The organism is Undibacterium sp. CY21W (assembly GCF_014284265.1).
GTDB lineage: Bacteria > Pseudomonadota > Gammaproteobacteria > Burkholderiales > Burkholderiaceae_D > Undibacterium > Undibacterium aquatile.
The window spans coordinates 1-17482 of the sequence record NZ_JACOGE010000010.1 but is presented as its reverse complement, the minus strand read 5'-3'; the positions used below and the strand labels follow the sequence as shown (position 1 = coordinate 17482).

The window sequence follows — 17482 nt, the reverse complement described above, 5'->3', positions numbered from 1 at the left end:
AAGACCAGGTGCCAACGAGAAAATTGCACTTTCATCGAGAAATCTGCACACCGTTAATGCAGCCACCATGGACGTTTTTTTCCATACAATTTTTCTCGACGCAAGCGACTCCATTTCTCCAGACGGCCATTCAATTCCGCATTTAGCGTCACAAAGAATCGTCCGAAAGGACTTGCAGCCTCAGAGCTCAATGGCCACATCTGATAACGGGCATCGGCTATCTTCAAGAACAGGCGCGAGTACCTCCAGAAGTCTTCTTGGGATAGCGCACCCTGCATTAAGTCGAACCAATGGCGTGTCCATCTATTTCGCTGATAAGCCTGCCAAGCTGCCTCTCGTGCCTCGCCAATCATCCCGGTCGCTTCTACATACTGCTCCAACAACCGGAGGGACTGCTGGCATTCGTCGCGGAAGCCAGCAACAGTGAGAGCACGGCAAAGATTGACTGGCTCTCCAATCGCTAATTGCTGAGCGATATAATAGTCAAGCGCTCTTCCTTGTTCCGCACTCTCCGCAGCGTAAACCTCATGTGCGATTTCAGTGTCGCTCTGCGCGAGGTTCAATCTATCGAAACAGATTTGAGATACGTCGGACAAATCTGCGCTGCGCCAGAGTAACCAGGTAAAGACTGAAATGCCGTGGTAGCTACGAACGACCGTCGTCAAAGGCTGATGGTGCACTAACGCCAGCAATGGCCTAGTATCTTTCTGGACATGGGCAAAACCCATTACCAGCTGCTGCCAAAAATGAGCAATCAAACGTTGCTGAGTTGGCCCTGCAGCCCCTATCCATCCAAGCCAGGTCTCAGCAGCAACGGGATCCGCGAGGACGATAGCGTCCACGCAATCCTGGCTGAGATGGTCCAACGCCAATTTGGCATCATCGTCAGACAGCTTGGACTCAAGAGCAAAATAGCTGGTCCACACGGCATCCTGCCAAGCATCCCACGCCTTCTCATTCTCGTCGTCCGTCATCGATTCAAGCAGATTGCGTGACCGTTCATTTGGAATACGGGTAGAAAGCAGTGGGGGCAGCAAATCGAAGTCTCTAACTTCCCCCTCTTCGATGGCTTCCAAGTTGGGGGCGTAATTCAGATTGAGAACACGTTGTAATGCGCCCGCCACTGCAGCGGCCACAGCATCGATACCGTCAGCGCCGCACCGAGCTATGAGACCGTACGAAGACAAGGCCATTCTTTGGAGCGCAGCATTTGGCTCAATCATCCGCAAGCGACATGCCGCGGCTAATACGCGTGAACCGGCGTGTCCCTCCAATGCCTCACGGCGGTTGTGCAGAGCGGACGCACTCCAATCCGAATCAACGACTATTTGAATGAGGTGAGAGTCCTCGGTTCGAGCAACGGCAGCAAGTGCGTGCGCACGAATTAGCCAATCCGAATGACACACCAACTGCGGCAACGATTCCTTGAGCGTCCCAGGGAGCGAAGTATTCGAGTAAGCAATGAAGAGCAATGCGTTACTCAACTTCGTCGTGTCGCCTCCATCTTCTATACGCTTCCAATCTCTTTCGATAACGCCTTCTTCAGCAGCGTTCAACATTTCCACCGAGCGGCGCGCAATACCTGTATTGGCACAATTTTGAAACAATGCGAATTGCTCATTCCCATCCAGATGAGGCAATACCGCCTTGGTCGCGTAGTGCTGCACGAACGGTGCGTCCTGCTTGTTGAGTCCGCGCGAGGATTCTTTCGCACTACACTCGATTGCGATGTTGGTCAGCGCAGGGAAGAGCGAAGGCTCTATCAACGCACTGGCAGCTAACAGTGGTTGAATGCCTTGGCGGAGCGGCAATTTATCTCGCGTCAACACGTCAGCTATCAGTTCCCTATATTTTTTTGACGCCAATTCAGGCATGAATCGGCAGATGCCTGTTGAAGCATTTTGAAAGAAATGCTGTTCCGTCGTTTGTCCGATGAGCGTGTGTAAATCATCGGGTTTGGCGTCTGCAAACTTGGTCGCGGTTTCAGCCAAATTTGCGGGAATAATTGTTGTAGGGTCGCACGGGTCGACCGCACACATCTTTTCTCTCAACGACCATGATTCACTCCGGCCGTCGGATTGCGTTAATTCATCGTAGAACGCTTTTGCCTCCGCGCTGTCGAGTAATGCTCCGGTCGATGTCAACAGACGCCACAAAGCCCACTTTCCTTTCTCGGACACTTCTGGTTCGCGCAGCCTTGAGCTCGCACGCAAAATAGCACCGCGAGTGTTTTCCCAGTCTTCAGTGTTGTGCTGGACCAATTGCAGGAATTCGTCATGCAAGCTGTAAAAACTCGATAGCAAAGAGGTCCCCAAAGACCAGGCCACCATCTGTTGAGCGAACGGGGCTAGTGCGCGGCCGCGCATTAACAAGAACGCCAGCGAATGGTAGGGTTTAACGTCACGGCTAATGCATACGCCGTTCACTTCATCCAGAATCGCCCTCTCCGCTTGCGACAGGTTGCGCAGCCGTTCCTGATATTCTTTCTGGCGATTCTGAACTCGGACCCTTTTCTCCGCCTGGTCAACGCCGCCAATATCATCGACAACATCGGACCGTAGGGTAAGCCAGACCGCTATGCGCTCATGCATAGCGGTCCACGCTTGACTATCATCACGAATCGCGCTGAGGGTGGCTCCGATGAGACCGCCATCCGGGGAATGTCCTTTTTCAATCGCGACTTCTGCAGCATCCAATACCAAGCCAGTTCGGCGGCGTGCTAAGCCAAGAAGTGCAGCTTCTTCGCTCGAAGGTCTGTTCTGCAGATTGCAATATCTGCAGAACAGAACAGCTCCAACCTTAGGGTCCCTTGCGGTATCCAAAAACGCGACCATCACGGCCGCGAGCATTGCATCGGCAGTAAAATCGAGCGCCTCAATCGGCTCAATCAAACGTTCAAGGTGCTCAGCTGGGTCACGATGATTGCGTGCCTCCTTGTCCAGCTCGGAGATAATCCAAAACCCTAGCGCGAGTGACAGCCCCTCCCTATGGATAGCGTAGTGATTACTTTCCCATTGCACTGGTTGGAAAAATTGGCTGTCAGCAGCCGCAATCACACCCGCAGCGAAATCAGTGGAATACACATGCAAGTCATCGGTTTGATTTTCGTTGATGCGCCGCATAAATTCGGCTGCAAGCCCCTGCAAAGTCTGCGCGAATTTTCTCGGTTCGAGCTGCACGGCGCTATCTCGACACGCTTTATTCATATACTCGAACAACAGTCGCTCAGGATGCAATTCTTCGAGCCCATTTATTTCGCGTTTATCCAACACTTCAAACGCAATACCCAACAGACGTGGATTTCTGAGCGCCGCAAACACCTGTGGCGTCATTTGGGTAGACTCAATCTCTAGCGACTTCAAAATTTCAGACAGCTCTTGCTCAGTCCACTCAGGGACGTTTAGGTGTCGACACGGCGAGGTCACCGTATCAGCTAGACGCTGTGCTACCTCCGGCCGTGCCGAGACAATGAGCCTTCCACCAATCGACTGAACGTAGGCCGAGAGAGATTCAATCCACTGCCGCCAATTTACCTCCGGAGATTGATTAATACCGTCCAGGTAGACGACCAACTGGATGCGCTCAGTCTGCGGCAATGTCTCCCATGTTTTCAGCCGACGGCGCCAGCGCTTTAGAGCATCGCCATGTATGGTCTGCTCCGACTGCATCGCAAGCTTACTTGCGACGAACCCTTCCAGGTCATACAGACGTGCAGAGTCTCTACACTCGTCAGGAAGAATGAAAACTAGAATCGGTGGGCGCGCCAGTTCATTCCAAGTCGAAGCTAATAGCCAAGTCTTCCCTGCCCCTTCGCAGCCTTGCATCATCCAGAATCCTTCGTCTGGTGCCGAGGTGAGCGCTACCGCAAGCTCGGTCGCCAACGCAGGGCGCGCTCGGTAGTTGCCGGCGTTGCTATCGAAAGGCGCGACCGGCTGATGAAGGATTCCTCGAGCATCTCGAACGCTGGCGAAAATTTTCTTGAACCATTTTTCACTACTCTCACGTGCATAGCTGAAAGATGCGAGAGGGCTAGTTAGCTTCGACAACATTTCCGCCGGCAATCGGTTGTCGACCCTGGATTCCAATTCAGAAAGTGCACCCGCTATCCTCTCTGCTTTGTCGGGAAGATTTTCCGCAAAAAAACGTCGAGCGACTTCGATGGCTAAAGTGAGTAGCACTGCCAATGCTGGCGTGCCTAAACTAGATTCCTCCCAGTCCAACAGCAGCAGCTCGATGCCGATGTCATCACAGGCCTGCGCGTAGAATTCAGCGTGCTGTGCGCTTACAGGACACGTAACGGCCAGCACGAAGAGGTCAATATGCTCGACGCCTCGCACACTAAGTTCCAACAGCTTGTCTGAAACGGTGGGCCTCTTCAAGTCGCTGATGTATCGTTTTGCCTCGAAATACACGATCCCGTCGTCACCATCTCGCCCGCCCTGCGAACCGCTCGCAGCAAGCCTAAATGGCCGGCCGCAGGCATGGGTCAAAACTTCCGCGACCAGCCCTTCGAAGCCGTCAAGTCCCGCAGCATTCAACGCTGTCATTCCTTCCCGCAGCACATCTAAGTAATCTAGCGGATTGCCGGTGCTATCTGAGTTTTTCTCTACGGGTGATTGCATACGTCGCGAAAGTAAGAGGTCTGGACAATGGCAGCACGTTACCGAATTCGGATTCAGTTGCTGGGCTGGTCGTTCTGAATAGAATACCATTTTGCCTGCATGAATAAAGCGTCTAGCGAGGACCTCTCTGAACCAAGCGAAGGTAACCAAGGGCCCAACATTGCAAAAATTTGTAAACAAGCGCATGAAGCGCCTCAGATCAATGAGGGTGCTGATGGGAGAGGGTTGTCGATTAAAACCTGAGGTATGAGATGGCCATGAAACCAGTCAACTACAACAACAATTTCTCAATCTTCGTATTACTAAGTGCCTCTAACGTACTTCTGCTTTTATCTCAAACGAAGTTGTAATCAGACGCTCCCTCTCAATTCTCTGTTGATGTAACAAGTGCACATTTTTGAGCTGCTTTTTTTCTGACAACGCAGCGATAAAATGAATAAGTGCAGCTTGATCTTTCGCCTCACCACGGAGAATGATCAGCCTACTGCTCTTTGCAGGTTCAAATTCTAATAATTCAATGTCGTTACCAGCAGTATCTTCCATCGCCTCAAAAATTCCTGGCCACGGAAAACTCCGTTCAGCCTTAAATACGCCCCACTGTTTTTTATCGTCCGCATCACTCTTTTTTGGTGTCGCCCGATGTTTAAACTCGTTGGATGATTGAATTGCCGAGAGCAATACATTCATTCTTTCGTATTGTTGACGCTGCTGATAAATCAGCGTAGATAAACCAACACCGGTCACTATCAAACATGCGATGGCGAATTTGAACTTCGCACTTGTTCTATGTATTGGTTTTAAGAAGCGGGTAGATATTTCCATCAATATCTCTCCATCTGTGATTGTGCAAATTGAACATTGGCATCAGCAAAGAAATATTGGAACAACGATTTTAAATTAGCTTCGGAGACAACCTCGGTGGCTGACCAGCAACTGATTCTCTTTATCTGGTGATCAAGCTGCACCCGGGTTAATAATCGACGAACTGAAATGTCTTTTTTACTCGTCAATACCTCAACGTCACACCCGAGCAGTCCATTCTTCCCATAAACGAAACTACTGACCCGGTCTTTCTCAAGAAGAAGGAGTAATCTTGTTTCATTCCATTTTTTTCGTTGAACGGCATAAAAAACAGAAGCGGATTTTGGCTGAATATTCTCTATGCTGACATGTGCTGCTTCAGCAATCGTGATCAGACGTTCGAGGCTATCTTTTTTCAGAGCATACGCAATGCCTGGTTGGTTGTATCGAATGAAATCTGAAAATATCACCCACGACTCATCGAGCACAATGCCTTGCATCGCAAAACATATTTTTGCGTAGGCATTCAGCTCTGCTGCGGTATTCAGGTTATCTTGCCATGGAAGAGTAACGATACGAAAAAATGCGTCAGAGAGCGTCATCGACAGGCGATCATTTTTCTTTAAAACGTGCTTTGATACGGTGAGCAATTGTTCGAATGAAGAATAAATATCGAGGCTGACATCGTTGATTTCAGCCACTTTCTGATTCCCATGACAAAGCCAGCTGTGATCGTTAAAGACGCCTAGCTGCCACCTTTTAGGCCACAAACGTAACACGATTGACCTCCTGTAAGGTTGTTTGCCCATTCCGGACCAGGTCTAAGGCAACGTCGCGCAAAAACCTTGTGCCATCCAACCTGGCTTGTTCTTTCAATGCCCGGATCGATGCGCGACTAATGATCATCTCGCGAATTTCATCTGTGAGTCTCAGTACTTCAGCAATCGCTTTGCGGCCTTTGTATCCTGTATTACGACAATGGGTGCAGCCACGTCCTGCATGAAAGCGATAGTTCTCCGGATCGTGGATACCTGAATCCAGCAGCAGCGCTGAGGGTATTTCTGTTGGTGCATTACAGTGGGTACAGTTTTGACGAACCAATCGCTGAGCGACGACACCTGTTAAGGACGACACAAAGTTGTAAGGATCCACCCCCATGTGAATAAAACGCCCAATCACATCGAACGTATTATTGGCATGAACAGAGGTAAAGACCATATGTCCGGTGAGTGCGGATTGCACAGCAATTTGTGCTGTTTCCGAATCACGAATTTCCCCTACTAAAATTTTATCCGGATCATGACGAAGAATTGATCGTAACCCGACCGCGAATGACAATCCTTTTTTTTCATTCACAGGAATTTGCAACACTCCTGGCAATTGATATTCAACTGGATCTTCGATCGTGATGAACTTGTCTTCGCCGTGATTAATTTCCGTCAACGCCGCATATAGCGTCGTCGTTTTGCCACTTCCTGTTGGCCCAGTAACGAGCATCATGCCGTACGGCTCGGATGCTAATCTTTTGAGTAATGTGATCGTAGCATCATCAAATCCCAACGAGTCGAGCGTCAGGCGCTGCACGCTATCAATCAACGCTTTTTTATCGAGAATACGGAGAACGGCATCTTCACCGTGAATGCTCGGCATAATAGAGACACGTATATCAATGTCTCGTCCTTTCGTGGCAACGCGAAACCGTCCATCCTGAGGAATACGCTTCTCAGCAATATCCAATTCCGCCAAAACCTTAATTCTGGCAATAGCATGTTCCGCTAACGTTGTGTTGTTGACGGAAGCGATATGCGTCAATACGCCGTCAATCCGGAATTTAATTACAAGACCTTGTGGTAATGACTCCAGATGAATATCGCTCGCTTCAATACGGAGCGCATCAAACACAGTGGAATTGATCAGACGAACGGCAGGACTTGATTCCCCCTGAATCGATGAGAGAGTCAAGTCTTCACTGTTGTCGCGAACAAATTCATCAGGCTGTCCCAAGCCAACAGCATCGGCGACGGCGCTAAATGAAGATTCATGCTGTTCTAATTTCTCTGATACTGATTGTGGGTCAGCAAGATAAATTTCAGAAACACTGGCTGTTAAGCTGGCAAGAAAAACACCGATTGTCTGATCCAGTGGCGCGCTGATCACGGCGCATAATTGTTTTTCTTTATCGAAACCAACTAAGGTCGAACGAGATACCATGTCCGCATAGCTAACCAGATCAAACGCTGGATCGAAACTTAAAACGTCATCATCTGACAACACAGGATAAGCGGATAATGCACCCACGTCCCTCAATGCATCATCTCGTGATTGTTCAGTGAGCAGCGACAGCCGTGATAACCAATCCTCTCCTTCATGCTCGACAAGACAGACCTGACGTAATAACTCCAGCGTGACCATATATAAAATACTTTCTATACCGCGTTTGCCAAATCAAAGATCGGCGAGTACAACATCAAAACAATTGCGCCAATCACTAAACCGATACCGACCATTAAAATTGGTTCAATCAAACGCCCGGCGGTATCAACCCATGTCGCGGTTTCCTGATCATAAAAGTCAGCAATTTTTTCCATCATTTTGTCGAGATTCCCTGAGGACTCCCCTGCGATCAACAACCTGAGCGCAATCTCACTGCCTAACTGAGATTGCTTCATCGACGATGAAATAGAATTACCCTCATTGACCGCCTGCGTGGCATTTTCTAAATTTTTTCTCATGACCATTGGCAGTGATTCACCCGCCATTCTCATCGCAACCAAGATACTGACACCGCTTTGCAACAGCATACTTAACGTCCGATACATGCGAGCGAGTTGTAAAATCCAGATCTTGTCACCTAACCACTTAAAGCTCAGCATCTTGATAAATAACGTATTCCGGATACCTGGATGAAGAACGCTGCTAACGAGTATTCCAACAAAGGCGAATACCCCAAGCCACGCTAACTCTGTGTTGTAGCGGACAAACCGTCCCCAGGTCTGAATAAATCCGGCAGTAGCATTTTTTGTTAATGCCACATCATCGAAAACGACGCTAAACCGTGGCACGACATACAGCATCAGAAACACGATCACAATGAAACCAACAGCAACCAAGATGGCGGGGTAAATTGCAGCGGAGACCAACTTACGCTTAATATCATCTGCCTGCTGCTGATAGGTCATAAATCGTTTTACTGACGCATTCACCGTTCCTGTCGTCTCACTTGCGCGCACCATGGCGACATAAAGAAGAGGAAAAACTGACGGAAGTAATGCCATCGCATCTGAAAATTGCTTCCCCTGCCTCAGGCTTTGCAACAGAGAATCGTAAATAGCGACGTTTTGTTGGTGACGGTCGTTTTTACCTAATACTTCAATTGCCTCGACAATGGGCTGCCCTGCCTCCAACAAGGTATGCAACTGCTGATTAAAGACGGTCAGATTAAAAGAAGTGGAACGCCACCTGTACTGATTCATCCCGGAACGCAATGGTGTAACACTTAATATTCGACCACCGGACGATCCGACAACGTTATTGATCTCCTCGTCGTTCTCTGCCTCTAGTTCGAGAATTTCCACTTTCATAGAGGCATTGAGAATTTTTACACGGTAACGCATACGTGTATTGAACGATTAGTTCGTAATATCAGCATCATCACCCATACCGCCTGCCTTACCATCTTTACCGTAAGAAATGATGTCGTAATCTTTGCCCGGTGTGCTACTGGGAATTTGATAAATATAAGGATTTTCCCAAGGGTCTCCCGGAACCATTTTCTTTAAGTAAGGCCCTGCCCACTTTGGCTCATTAGAAGGCTGTGTAAACAACGCAGCCAATCCCTGTGCTGCAGTAGGATAATGGTTTGTATCGATACGGTACTGATCAAGTGCTTTGTCAAACGCTTCGATTTGTGCGCGTGCCACTTGTGTCTGGGACTTATTGATTTGAGAAAAATATTTTGGTCCCACAAATGCAGATAGCATGCCAATAATTAAAAGGACAACCAGCAACTCCAATAAAGTAAATCCTGATTGACGTTTTTTCATGTCGTTCTTCATATCCAATAATGCCTCTTAATTCGGTTGATAAATAAACTTCCAGTCCTGGTATGTTTTTGCATTGGTAAAGTGAAGATACTCACTTTGAAACTGACTTACTTTAATCGGTACGAATGTTGATAAGGAATAGACACCCATAATTCCTCCATCTGGCGCAGTAACAATACCCCAGTTATGACTTCCACTGATGGGGTCAGCGTAGAGCTTCCGTAAATGACGATTCAAGCGAGACGTTCTGCTATCTTCCAGAAGCGACGCCAAGTCCCTTGGAAACTGCTTCGCTGTACCCGGTGTATTGTCGTAATAATTTTTTATTGCAGTTCGATAAGCATGCCCAACATATAACAACTCCAACTCCTTCATCCGTCGCTCCTTGGTTACAGTGACTTCGACACCACGTACCGAAACGACCGCCAGAACCGCGACCATAAATAGCGCGACCAAATAACTAAATCCTTGTTGATGGGAACTCATCTACCAATCCTTGAACCAAGTTCCATCTCTTGCCTTATTCGGCGCACTACTATGTACGTTGTAAACACCTCCCATACTGGTGTCTGCCGGTGGCGTTACGACCCAGCTGTTGGAACTTTCCGTCATGGGATCTTTGGGAATATTTCGCAAATAGCGTTGTGTGACCAAATCTTCCAAGGTACTTGGATAAACATTTTTATCTGAAAAATACTTATCAATGGCGTCGCGCAGAATATATAAATCCTCTCGCAACACGGCTTCTTTCGCGTTATCGACATTATTAAAATATCTTGGTGCCGCAAGAGACAAGATCGTCGCAACAATGACCAAACTGACCAAGAGTTCGATTAAGGTAAATCCACGCTGTCGCATCACTACCACTCGTTGTAAGGAATACCGTTCAGACCATGTTGTGTCGACTTTGAAGAAATATCGAACACATCATCGCCTGGGCGTGGATTGTCAGGAGGCGACTGAAAACTTCTCACCCGCCAGGTGTCAACAGAAGAAACTGAAGCATCTTGAGAAAACGGATCTCTCGGAATTCTTCTCAAAAAATAGAGTTTGCTTCCTGGTTGTGATGCATCATCAACACCCGAGACCAACTCCTCTAATGTCTTTGGATACCCACTCTCCTCCGCACGCTTTGCAATTTTCCCGTTTATGCTGGCGGCTTTATATGCATCAATTCCTTGGCGAATATCCCGAAGTGCCGTTCTCAGTTCGTTCTCCTTTTGACGACGAACAGTCGTTTCCGCCAGCGGCAGCGCAACAGATGCCAGCAAACCCATGATCGCGACCGACGCTAAAAGCTCAATAAAACTGAACCCTTTCATCGCAACTTTTCCAGAGGCAGTCATCGTCATTGCGTAATATTGATTTTTAACGGTGCAAGAGTCTCTGGTTTACCTATGGCTTGACTGCTGCCGATGGGCGTAACGGCCAATAACTGAATTTCAGAGGATGGGTTTTCTTTTTTAGCCTTGAACTCTACTGCCATCAGCGTCCCTCCTCCTTTTGCACCACCGGCGTCCGAGGTTGAGGTGCCGACTGAGACGCGGCCACTAGGTTTATCAATTACGTGTGCAAACGTCGACTTACCACTTTTACTGAAGAAATTACCTTCCCTTACCGCGACGACCTCCACATCGTCAGGATTAAATCCTAATTGAAGTGGTGTGGCGCGCAATGGCTCACGAGAGTCAATAGACAATTCAACGGTAAATGATTCTCCCACTTTCACTTGTGGTGCACCTTTCCAGCTAAATTTCAGGCCACTTGTATTGACCGTCGAAGGCGATGATCCTCCCTCAGATGGTGTTGCCTGAGTCGGATTAGTCTTTACTGGATTTTGAGCAGAACTAGTATCTAGCGAACGTAATTGCAACGGCTTGGTACGTAAGGTTGACTCCGTACCCGACCAGAACGATTCACTCGATGGATCTTTGCGTTGAATGTTTCGGATTAAATGCGGGGTGATCGACATCACAATCTCAGTTTTTCTGCGATTATCACTTTGACTTGAAAACAAGCGACCAAGAACAGGTAAATCTCCTAATAAAGGAATACGATTCGCGGAAGATCGATCATCATCGCTAATTAATCCGGCCAGAAGCTGTGTTTCACCGTCTTTCAAACGCAAAGCGCTGGAGTAGTTTCTCGTGCCAATTTGGTACGCCTGAGAACCGTTATTGGTTTTGATCGCAGAGACTAAAGAGCTGACTTCAAGGGAAATCTTTAACCCAATTTCATCACGCAAATGCATATTAGGTTCGACTTCTAATTTCAGGCCGACATCCAGATATTGAATATTCTCAGCAACAAATCCATTCGCAGTACTGGTTGTGGTCACGACGGGGACCTTGTCACCAATCATTATTTTGGCTTTTTCCCGGTCACGGACACGCAAACTTGGATTTGCCAATAAATTGGCATCCCCATCTGTCTTTTGGAAATTGAGCGTCGCCGTTGGCACGGTGATTCCCAAAGTGTCACCGTTCAGATTTCTTAAATCATTTAACTTAAAGGTCCGTATCCCACTGCCTGTTGTTCCTGATCCACTTGAGGTAACAGTTCCCCCCAAGGGCGATACAGTGAGCTGATCGGGAAACTGAACTCCGAGGTTTAATAGACGTGAGCGATTAACCTCTAACACCGCAACTTCGAGCATGACTTCGGGTTCATCTAAGTCATGCAGTGCGATCAGTTTTTCTGCAAGCGCAATCGTCTCGGGATTTTCTCTTAAGATGAGCATATTGTATTTGTCGTCAACAAATACCTCTTTGACCTTCAAGACTGTTTTGAGCATACTCGCTGCCTGCTTCGCATCCACATTCGCGAGATAAAATGCTTTCACCATTAAGTCCTGATACTCTTTCACTTTGGCTGGCGTATTCGGATAAATCAGCACACTGGTTGCATTCAATATCTTTTTTTCTAACTGATTCGTCGTCAATATCACATCAATCGAATCTTCCAGCGAGGTTTGCTTTAAGAATACCGTTGTGCGTTGATCTCCTTTGACTTCGCGATCAAAGATAAAGTTAATGCCAGTGGTACGGGACAAGGCTTCGAACACCATTTTGACGTTGGCATCCCGAAACTCCAGGTTGATCGGTTTTTTATACAGGGCACTGAGACTCTGCGTCGTCTGGATGATCTTCGACTGCTGTAATTCGATCTCGCGTTTTACTGCTTTTGCTTCACTCTGATCCGGGTAGTTTTCCAACGCTCTTGACGCCCACAGGGACGCCTGCGCAATATCCCCTTGCTTCAGCAACTTTCTCGCTTCCGTCGCTTCTTCGTTCGCCTGCCCGATTCGGGCGATATCTTGCAGCCCTTTTAGCGCACGGGCATTTTCCCGCTCATATTTCAAAATTGTTTTGTAATGATCGGTTGCCTCGGGCAGATGCCCTGCATTAATCGCTGCGTCCGCTTTACTGAGTAAAGTGGTGGTTGCTAATTCGCGTTTCTGCAGCCAATCCTTTTTGAATTCGACATCTTTAGGCGCTAAATCAACCGCTTGCTTCAATTCGTTGATCGCAGTCGCATAATCACCTTTATCCAACGCCGACATCCCGGCACGATGATGTGAGTCGGCAGCACAACTCGCCAGCAACATGACGGAGAGCGCGATAAATGAAGTACGTAAAATTGCAGGCAAAATGAGTAGAGACATAAATTAGTATTCGGAAGCCGGAAGTGCCAAAGTTTGCTTTTCACCGCTCGGCAAATACTCAAACTCAATCTGCTGTTGTGTGATGGAAATGACCTTATAACTACTATCTAAAACGTCACCGACATGGGCTAACACCATTTGCTCACCACGATTCAAATACACCACTTGATTACCTTCATCGTTCATGCGTCCAGTAAATTTAAATGGTAATGGCGGTGGCCCGGTCACAACCGGGGGCGGCGTCACGGTCGCATTCACCGTCACCACAGGCGCTTCGACGATAGCCACTGGCTCCACTACCCAGTTTCTGGCAGAAAAAGGGTCCACCTCTGCAACAGGAGTAGGAGTATTTTTTTTCGACGGATCGGAATTAACTTGCCCTGCCGTTTGTTCTGTTTTAGTCGCAGTGACTCGTTCAGGATGACGTTTGCTTCCGTCTTTAATCGCCTTCTGGTCAGGATAGAAACTGGCAATCATGGTCAGCGTTAATGCGATCAACAAAATAGATCTGCGCAACCTGACCCGCTTATCCACCGGCAGGCTTTCGATAAAAAGCCGATAGACTCAAATCACAATTCAGCGCTTTCACCCCGATATCGTCTTTACGGCAACTGATGCCATCCAAAGAAATTTGCGGTTGAAGACGTTGAAGTTGCTCAACGAAATGACGGACAACTGGGTAACTGGCATCAACAGATAAATTAATGTGGTATCGAAAAAATGGCTGGCCCGCATTCGCATCGAGCACATAGGTAATTTCATCCACAGGCATCTTGGATTCCTCTGCGACCTGATGCACAACCGCGATGAGTTTTGCATTATCAAAATCGGGAAGAACGATGTCTTTTTGCTCTTGAGATAAGGCGAGTTGCGCTCTGACAAGAGTCTCTTTTTTTACGTAAGAAATCTGATCATGAAGTGTTTCAGATCGGTAATGATATTGTCCATAAACAAGCGCTAACGCCAGATTTAAAAAGACAAAAATACAGATCATGCTCGTGATGCCACGTTGCAATCGCCAAAAACGAAAACAGTAAAAGCGAGCTGGCAACCACAACGCAGAAAACATAATCAGATGAAATAGATGTGCAAATATAAAGATAAAAAATTATATCAGACTGACAATGAATAATTTGATTCATCTGTGGAAATACAACGGATTTTTTTAAGGTTACACAGTCAGTAGGTTTTAACTGTCGCCTGACCATTGTTGATGTCGGCTTCTTGTGCTCCGGCGTAGTAGGTGGTGGTGACTGCCGGGTTGCCATTTGGCTGGCTGGTTTTGGTGTGTTTTCTGCGCGCTGGAGATTGACTGCGGAGAAACGGTAAGCAGCGCAGTAACACAGAAAACATCAGTCAATCAGACATTTTCAGGGGAGTATGTGGCAAAGACGCCTTTATCTCCTTATAAATAAAGGGCTTTTATATATACCCCAGGGGGTATATTTTTAATGTCAGAAGCCATTTCTGAGCGTTGCGGGCATAAAAAAGGCGGAACCTGTTGCTGTTCCGCCTGTGAGAATACGATGTTAGCAAGTATCTGACCGGCAAGCGTCACGCGCCTGCTTCGTTGGAAGCAAGACACACATCGCTTGCCTCGATTAAACTACTGCCAGCCGACGAGCATCAATATCGCCAATTGGTGCGTATGACTCACCCTACGCTTGCTGACTACTGGCAAAGCGCAGTGGTAAGCGAATTGGTAGCGAACTTTGTTTCACCTGACCAGGTTTTGCTGCTCGTCGAAGCTACAACCATTCCGACTGGTTGGTGCTAGCTTGGCGCACTACTTGCCCCGTGTGCCTGGTCAACTTCTCTGCACGAACCGCAAGTAGTGTGACAAGCGGTTTACAGCGCAGGTTGCACCCGCACTAACTTATAAATTACTACTTATCGCGTTGGCTCAAATACACCTGCAAATGGTGGATCAGGTCTTACGAGACGCCATACTTCACCGGAATCGATATGAGTAAACCATTTTTCGTCTAACGTTGATGCGCCAGCATAACGCTGCTTAACAAATGTTTCACTGGCGTCATTTGCAATTACCTGTTCATTCATCCAAGCTACAAAACGATTGAACTCTGAGATGCTTTGAAATGCATCAATTTTTCCCCAAGGACACTTTTTCATCTAATTACCCAAGCAGGATTAACATTTTGCATGAACACTTGATTACCGCCACCAACCAAACCACCTTGACGAGCAGCGACACCTTCAAATTGCCGAAGCAGAAGCAGCGCTTCGTCGTGGAAATGCTGGAGACCATGCTGGCCCAGGCGAGCGCCAACGCCAACGCATAGCCGGCTTCCTTAGCAGCTAAAAAATAAAGCCGCACCCATCACCCGCGCCTTCGGCAGCGGGTTGGGGACGGCTTTTTTTATTTCTAATAACAACTACCTGCACGACCCGCTTCCCTCTACGGGGTTTGGGGTCAGCCACCAGCATCGCCATACCACCGTGTTCCATGCCCGCGCTCAACCGGCCGCCGCTTTGCCGGCAGGGGCGATTTGAGCCGAGCGAAGGCGAGGTAGCCCGCCAGGGCGTACCCCTGCGTCTGCCCGGCGCTCCTCCAGAGCGACCGGCCGATATCCGGCGAATATCGATAGCCCGCGCCGCTCCCGAGCGCCCGCCCGCAGCGTCAGCGAGGACGGCCGCACGGAGGCGACGCGCAGCGTCTTGGTAACAACACGAAATCACAGGCCGCTTTTGGCATCTGCAAGGCATGAAATACTGTTTAAATTTATACACTTAACATCAGAATGATGCAACGCGAATCGGCGCGAGTTTGTAGGAATTCATCTGGCGCGGGCAACATGCCGATTGAGCCGACTGAGGGACTTGCTGGAGCGTTGGGGCGGTAGCATGGCGCATCAAAAGATCGATGCCGGGTGGCAACAGAGCGCACCCGAATGCGGCGATTTCGACCTGGTTTTTAGCTTTGAAGCGCGGACCGGCAGAAACGGCCCCCCATCTAATAATATGGGGGGTAAATACCCCTTCACCCCCTATTTTTACCACCATGTGGAAAATAGTCGAATTTCATACCGCGATGTGAAATATAGGGCATGGCCAAAATGTTTGGTGTAGGGCCGTTGAAATGGTTGCCCGGCCAGTGTGGCCGGTGTTGTTTTTTCCGTCGAGTGTTGTGACCAATGCAAAAAACCACCCTCGCCGAAAATTCCGGCTGGGTGGTTTTTAATATTGAAGCCGACAACGGCCCGAATCGATTAGCTTTGCGTCACGCAGGACCTAGGCTTCGCGCAATCTCGAGGACCACTCGTTGAAGTCGACTTCCGTGTACAGGAAGTCTCGATCTGACGCAGGTAAGTCGACTGCGCCAAGGTCCTTTAGAACGTCCCAAGTTACACCATCGGTCACGCGAATTGAATCATCCTCGATGATTGAAACAGCCCAAGCGGCGACGTCTTCCCGCTTCGTTTTGCCCGAACACAGATTCTCCAACATGAGAAGCAGATCATTGCGCGTAGGTATGCTCGCCATATTATCGTCGTCCAGTGTAGTTGCCGTCAGCATCGAATATCCGATGGTTTAAAGGTTCTGTAACAGGCTTGGGTGCGACACTTCGCACGTTCCCTGCATGATCGAGTGTTTCATACCACGTGCGTGTGGCACCGTTCGCCGGGTCCCATTCCCTCACCAGTCGCGCACCCGCCATCTCTCCTTGTGTACGGGCAGGCGTCAACGTGTCGTAGTAACGAATTCGCCCACTTTCAAGTTCCTTAAAGCCGGCTTTCCCATATTTTTCAAGATACCCTAAATGCTTGGAAAGATTCGCTCCTGACGCAGCGCTTTCCGCCCCACTTGAGGCAGCTTCTTTGCCGAAGAATGCCGTAACTCGCGCCCACAACGTAGGTGCGGCTCGCGCGATGCCAATACCTCCCTCCGCCGCCAGAATCACATTGACGCCGACGTTGATCGCCTCACCTTCTTTCGGAATGGCTTCCTTAGCACCAGGAATGTTTGAACGACCTGCCGCAGCTAATGTCTGGGCAACAGTTACGTTGTTTGCCGAATTGTTTTTCGGATTTATCTTACCACTTCCGACTACGTTAAACATCGTAGGCGTGGATGGGGGAGTGGAACTAGACGGATTTGGTTTCGCCGGAGTCAATATGGCAGTTTGTATCCCGCCTTCAATTGACGCATCTCTCATATGCGTTTGACAGGCCCTCTTATCACTCTCACTTTGAATACAACTAAAAAACCCAGTTGGATCGGTCAAGTTCGTCGGGTTATTGAGCACATAACTATACCGGTTATAGTTCTGCCCGTTCACCGGATCTTGCACCAACGGATCACCACTGAGGAATTTACCCAGCAAGGGTTCG

Annotated in this window: 15 protein-coding genes and 1 pseudogene; 1 reads left to right on the top strand and 15 read right to left on the bottom strand. The window is 48.5% G+C overall.

Annotation, left to right across the window (positions count from 1 at the left end; all coding sequences use genetic code 11):
* Positions 1 to 53: 53 nt before the first annotated feature.
* The 14 genes from H8K29_RS17535 to H8K29_RS17470 all read right to left on the bottom strand — a co-directional run bounded on the left by H8K29_RS17535 (position 54) and on the right by H8K29_RS17470 (position 15263).
* Complete coding sequence (locus tag H8K29_RS17535; RefSeq protein WP_186898632.1) at positions 54 to 4622, bottom strand: hypothetical protein; 4569 nt, start codon at positions 4620 to 4622, stop codon at positions 54 to 56.
* Between the two features lie 312 nt (positions 4623 to 4934).
* A complete protein-coding gene (locus H8K29_RS17530) occupies positions 4935 to 5444 on the bottom strand; it encodes a hypothetical protein (RefSeq protein ID WP_186898631.1) in 510 nt (169 codons plus the stop codon).
* Entirely contained in the window at positions 5444 to 6202 is a 759-nt protein-coding gene (locus tag H8K29_RS17525; RefSeq protein WP_186898630.1) for a hypothetical protein, read from the bottom strand. Before H8K29_RS17525 ends, H8K29_RS17530 begins: the two co-directional genes overlap by 1 nt.
* Entirely contained in the window at positions 6183 to 7835 is a 1653-nt protein-coding gene (locus tag H8K29_RS17520) for a GspE/PulE family protein (RefSeq protein ID WP_186898629.1), read from the bottom strand. The genes H8K29_RS17525 and H8K29_RS17520 overlap by 20 nt, the downstream gene beginning before the upstream one ends.
* A 14-nt stretch (positions 7836 to 7849) precedes the next feature.
* Entirely contained in the window at positions 7850 to 9037 is a 1188-nt protein-coding gene (locus H8K29_RS17515; RefSeq protein WP_186898628.1) for a type II secretion system F family protein, read from the bottom strand.
* A gap of 15 nt (positions 9038 to 9052) precedes the next feature.
* Positions 9053 to 9466, bottom strand: coding sequence for a type II secretion system major pseudopilin GspG (gene gspG / locus H8K29_RS17510; protein WP_255423440.1), 414 nt, complete (start codon positions 9464 to 9466; stop codon positions 9053 to 9055).
* A 27-nt stretch (positions 9467 to 9493) separates the two neighbouring features.
* On the bottom strand, positions 9494 to 9952 hold the full coding sequence (locus H8K29_RS17505) for a type II secretion system protein (RefSeq protein ID WP_186898626.1): 459 nt from the start codon (positions 9950 to 9952) through the stop codon (positions 9494 to 9496).
* Positions 9953 to 10324, bottom strand: coding sequence for a type II secretion system protein (locus H8K29_RS17500; RefSeq protein ID WP_186898625.1), 372 nt, complete (start codon positions 10322 to 10324; stop codon positions 9953 to 9955).
* 2 nt (positions 10325 to 10326) lie between these two features.
* Complete coding sequence (locus H8K29_RS17495; RefSeq protein ID WP_186898624.1) at positions 10327 to 10812, bottom strand: type IV pilin protein; 486 nt, start codon at positions 10810 to 10812, stop codon at positions 10327 to 10329.
* A gap of 2 nt (positions 10813 to 10814) precedes the next feature.
* Positions 10815 to 13130 (bottom strand): cohesin domain-containing protein, encoded by a 2316-nt coding sequence (locus H8K29_RS17490; RefSeq protein WP_186898623.1) that lies wholly within the window; start codon positions 13128 to 13130, stop codon positions 10815 to 10817.
* A gap of 3 nt (positions 13131 to 13133) precedes the next feature.
* Entirely contained in the window at positions 13134 to 13631 is a 498-nt protein-coding gene (locus H8K29_RS17485) for a hypothetical protein (protein ID WP_186898622.1), read from the bottom strand.
* A gap of 25 nt (positions 13632 to 13656) precedes the next feature.
* A complete protein-coding gene (locus H8K29_RS17480) occupies positions 13657 to 14124 on the bottom strand; it encodes a GspMb/PilO family protein (RefSeq protein WP_186898621.1) in 468 nt (155 codons plus the stop codon).
* Between the two features lie 185 nt (positions 14125 to 14309).
* The gene (locus tag H8K29_RS17475; RefSeq protein WP_186898620.1) at positions 14310 to 14483 is read right to left on the bottom strand and encodes a hypothetical protein; all 174 of its coding nucleotides are present in this window, start codon (positions 14481 to 14483) and stop codon (positions 14310 to 14312) included.
* Positions 14484 to 15020: 537 nt separating this feature from the next.
* Positions 15021 to 15263: a hypothetical protein gene (locus tag H8K29_RS17470; RefSeq protein ID WP_186898619.1), complete on the bottom strand. Its 243-nt coding sequence runs from the start codon at positions 15261 to 15263 to the stop codon at positions 15021 to 15023.
* Positions 15264 to 15301: 38 nt separating this feature from the next.
* On the opposite strand from H8K29_RS17470, the gene H8K29_RS18085 reads away from it, so the two are divergent.
* Positions 15302 to 15433 carry a hypothetical protein gene (locus H8K29_RS18085; protein WP_255423439.1) on the top strand — a complete coding sequence of 44 codons (132 nt, stop codon included), beginning with the start codon at positions 15302 to 15304 and terminating at the stop codon, positions 15431 to 15433.
* A gap of 1202 nt (positions 15434 to 16635) precedes the next feature.
* Here H8K29_RS18085 and H8K29_RS17800 read toward each other — a convergent pair.
* Positions 16636 to 17482 (bottom strand): annotated as a pseudogene (locus H8K29_RS17800) (hypothetical protein); the annotation flags it as partial.

Bases quoted from the DNA above. Each gene is read 5' to 3' on its own strand.
- H8K29_RS17535 (WP_186898632.1), bottom strand. From the start codon at position 4,622: ATGCAATCACCCGTAGAGAAAAACTCAGATAGCACCGGCAATCCGCTA.
- H8K29_RS17530 (WP_186898631.1), bottom strand. From the start codon at position 5,444: ATGGAAATATCTACCCGCTTCTTAAAACCAATACATAGAACAAGTGCG.
- H8K29_RS17520 (WP_186898629.1), bottom strand. From the start codon at position 7,835: ATGGTCACGCTGGAGTTATTACGTCAGGTCTGTCTTGTCGAGCATGAA.
- H8K29_RS17515 (WP_186898628.1), bottom strand. From the start codon at position 9,037: ATGCGTTACCGTGTAAAAATTCTCAATGCCTCTATGAAAGTGGAAATT.
- gspG (WP_255423440.1), bottom strand. From the start codon at position 9,466: ATGAAAAAACGTCAATCAGGATTTACTTTATTGGAGTTGCTGGTTGTC.
- H8K29_RS17505 (WP_186898626.1), bottom strand. From the start codon at position 9,952: ATGAGTTCCCATCAACAAGGATTTAGTTATTTGGTCGCGCTATTTATG.
- H8K29_RS17500 (WP_186898625.1), bottom strand. From the start codon at position 10,324: ATGCGACAGCGTGGATTTACCTTAATCGAACTCTTGGTCAGTTTGGTC.
- H8K29_RS17495 (WP_186898624.1), bottom strand. From the start codon at position 10,812: ATGACTGCCTCTGGAAAAGTTGCGATGAAAGGGTTCAGTTTTATTGAG.
- H8K29_RS17490 (WP_186898623.1), bottom strand. From the start codon at position 13,130: ATGTCTCTACTCATTTTGCCTGCAATTTTACGTACTTCATTTATCGCG.
- H8K29_RS17480 (WP_186898621.1), bottom strand. From the start codon at position 14,124: ATGATCTGTATTTTTGTCTTTTTAAATCTGGCGTTAGCGCTTGTTTAT.
- H8K29_RS17475 (WP_186898620.1), bottom strand. From the start codon at position 14,483: ATGTTTTCTGTGTTACTGCGCTGCTTACCGTTTCTCCGCAGTCAATCT.
- H8K29_RS17470 (WP_186898619.1), bottom strand. From the start codon at position 15,263: ATGAAAAAGTGTCCTTGGGGAAAAATTGATGCATTTCAAAGCATCTCA.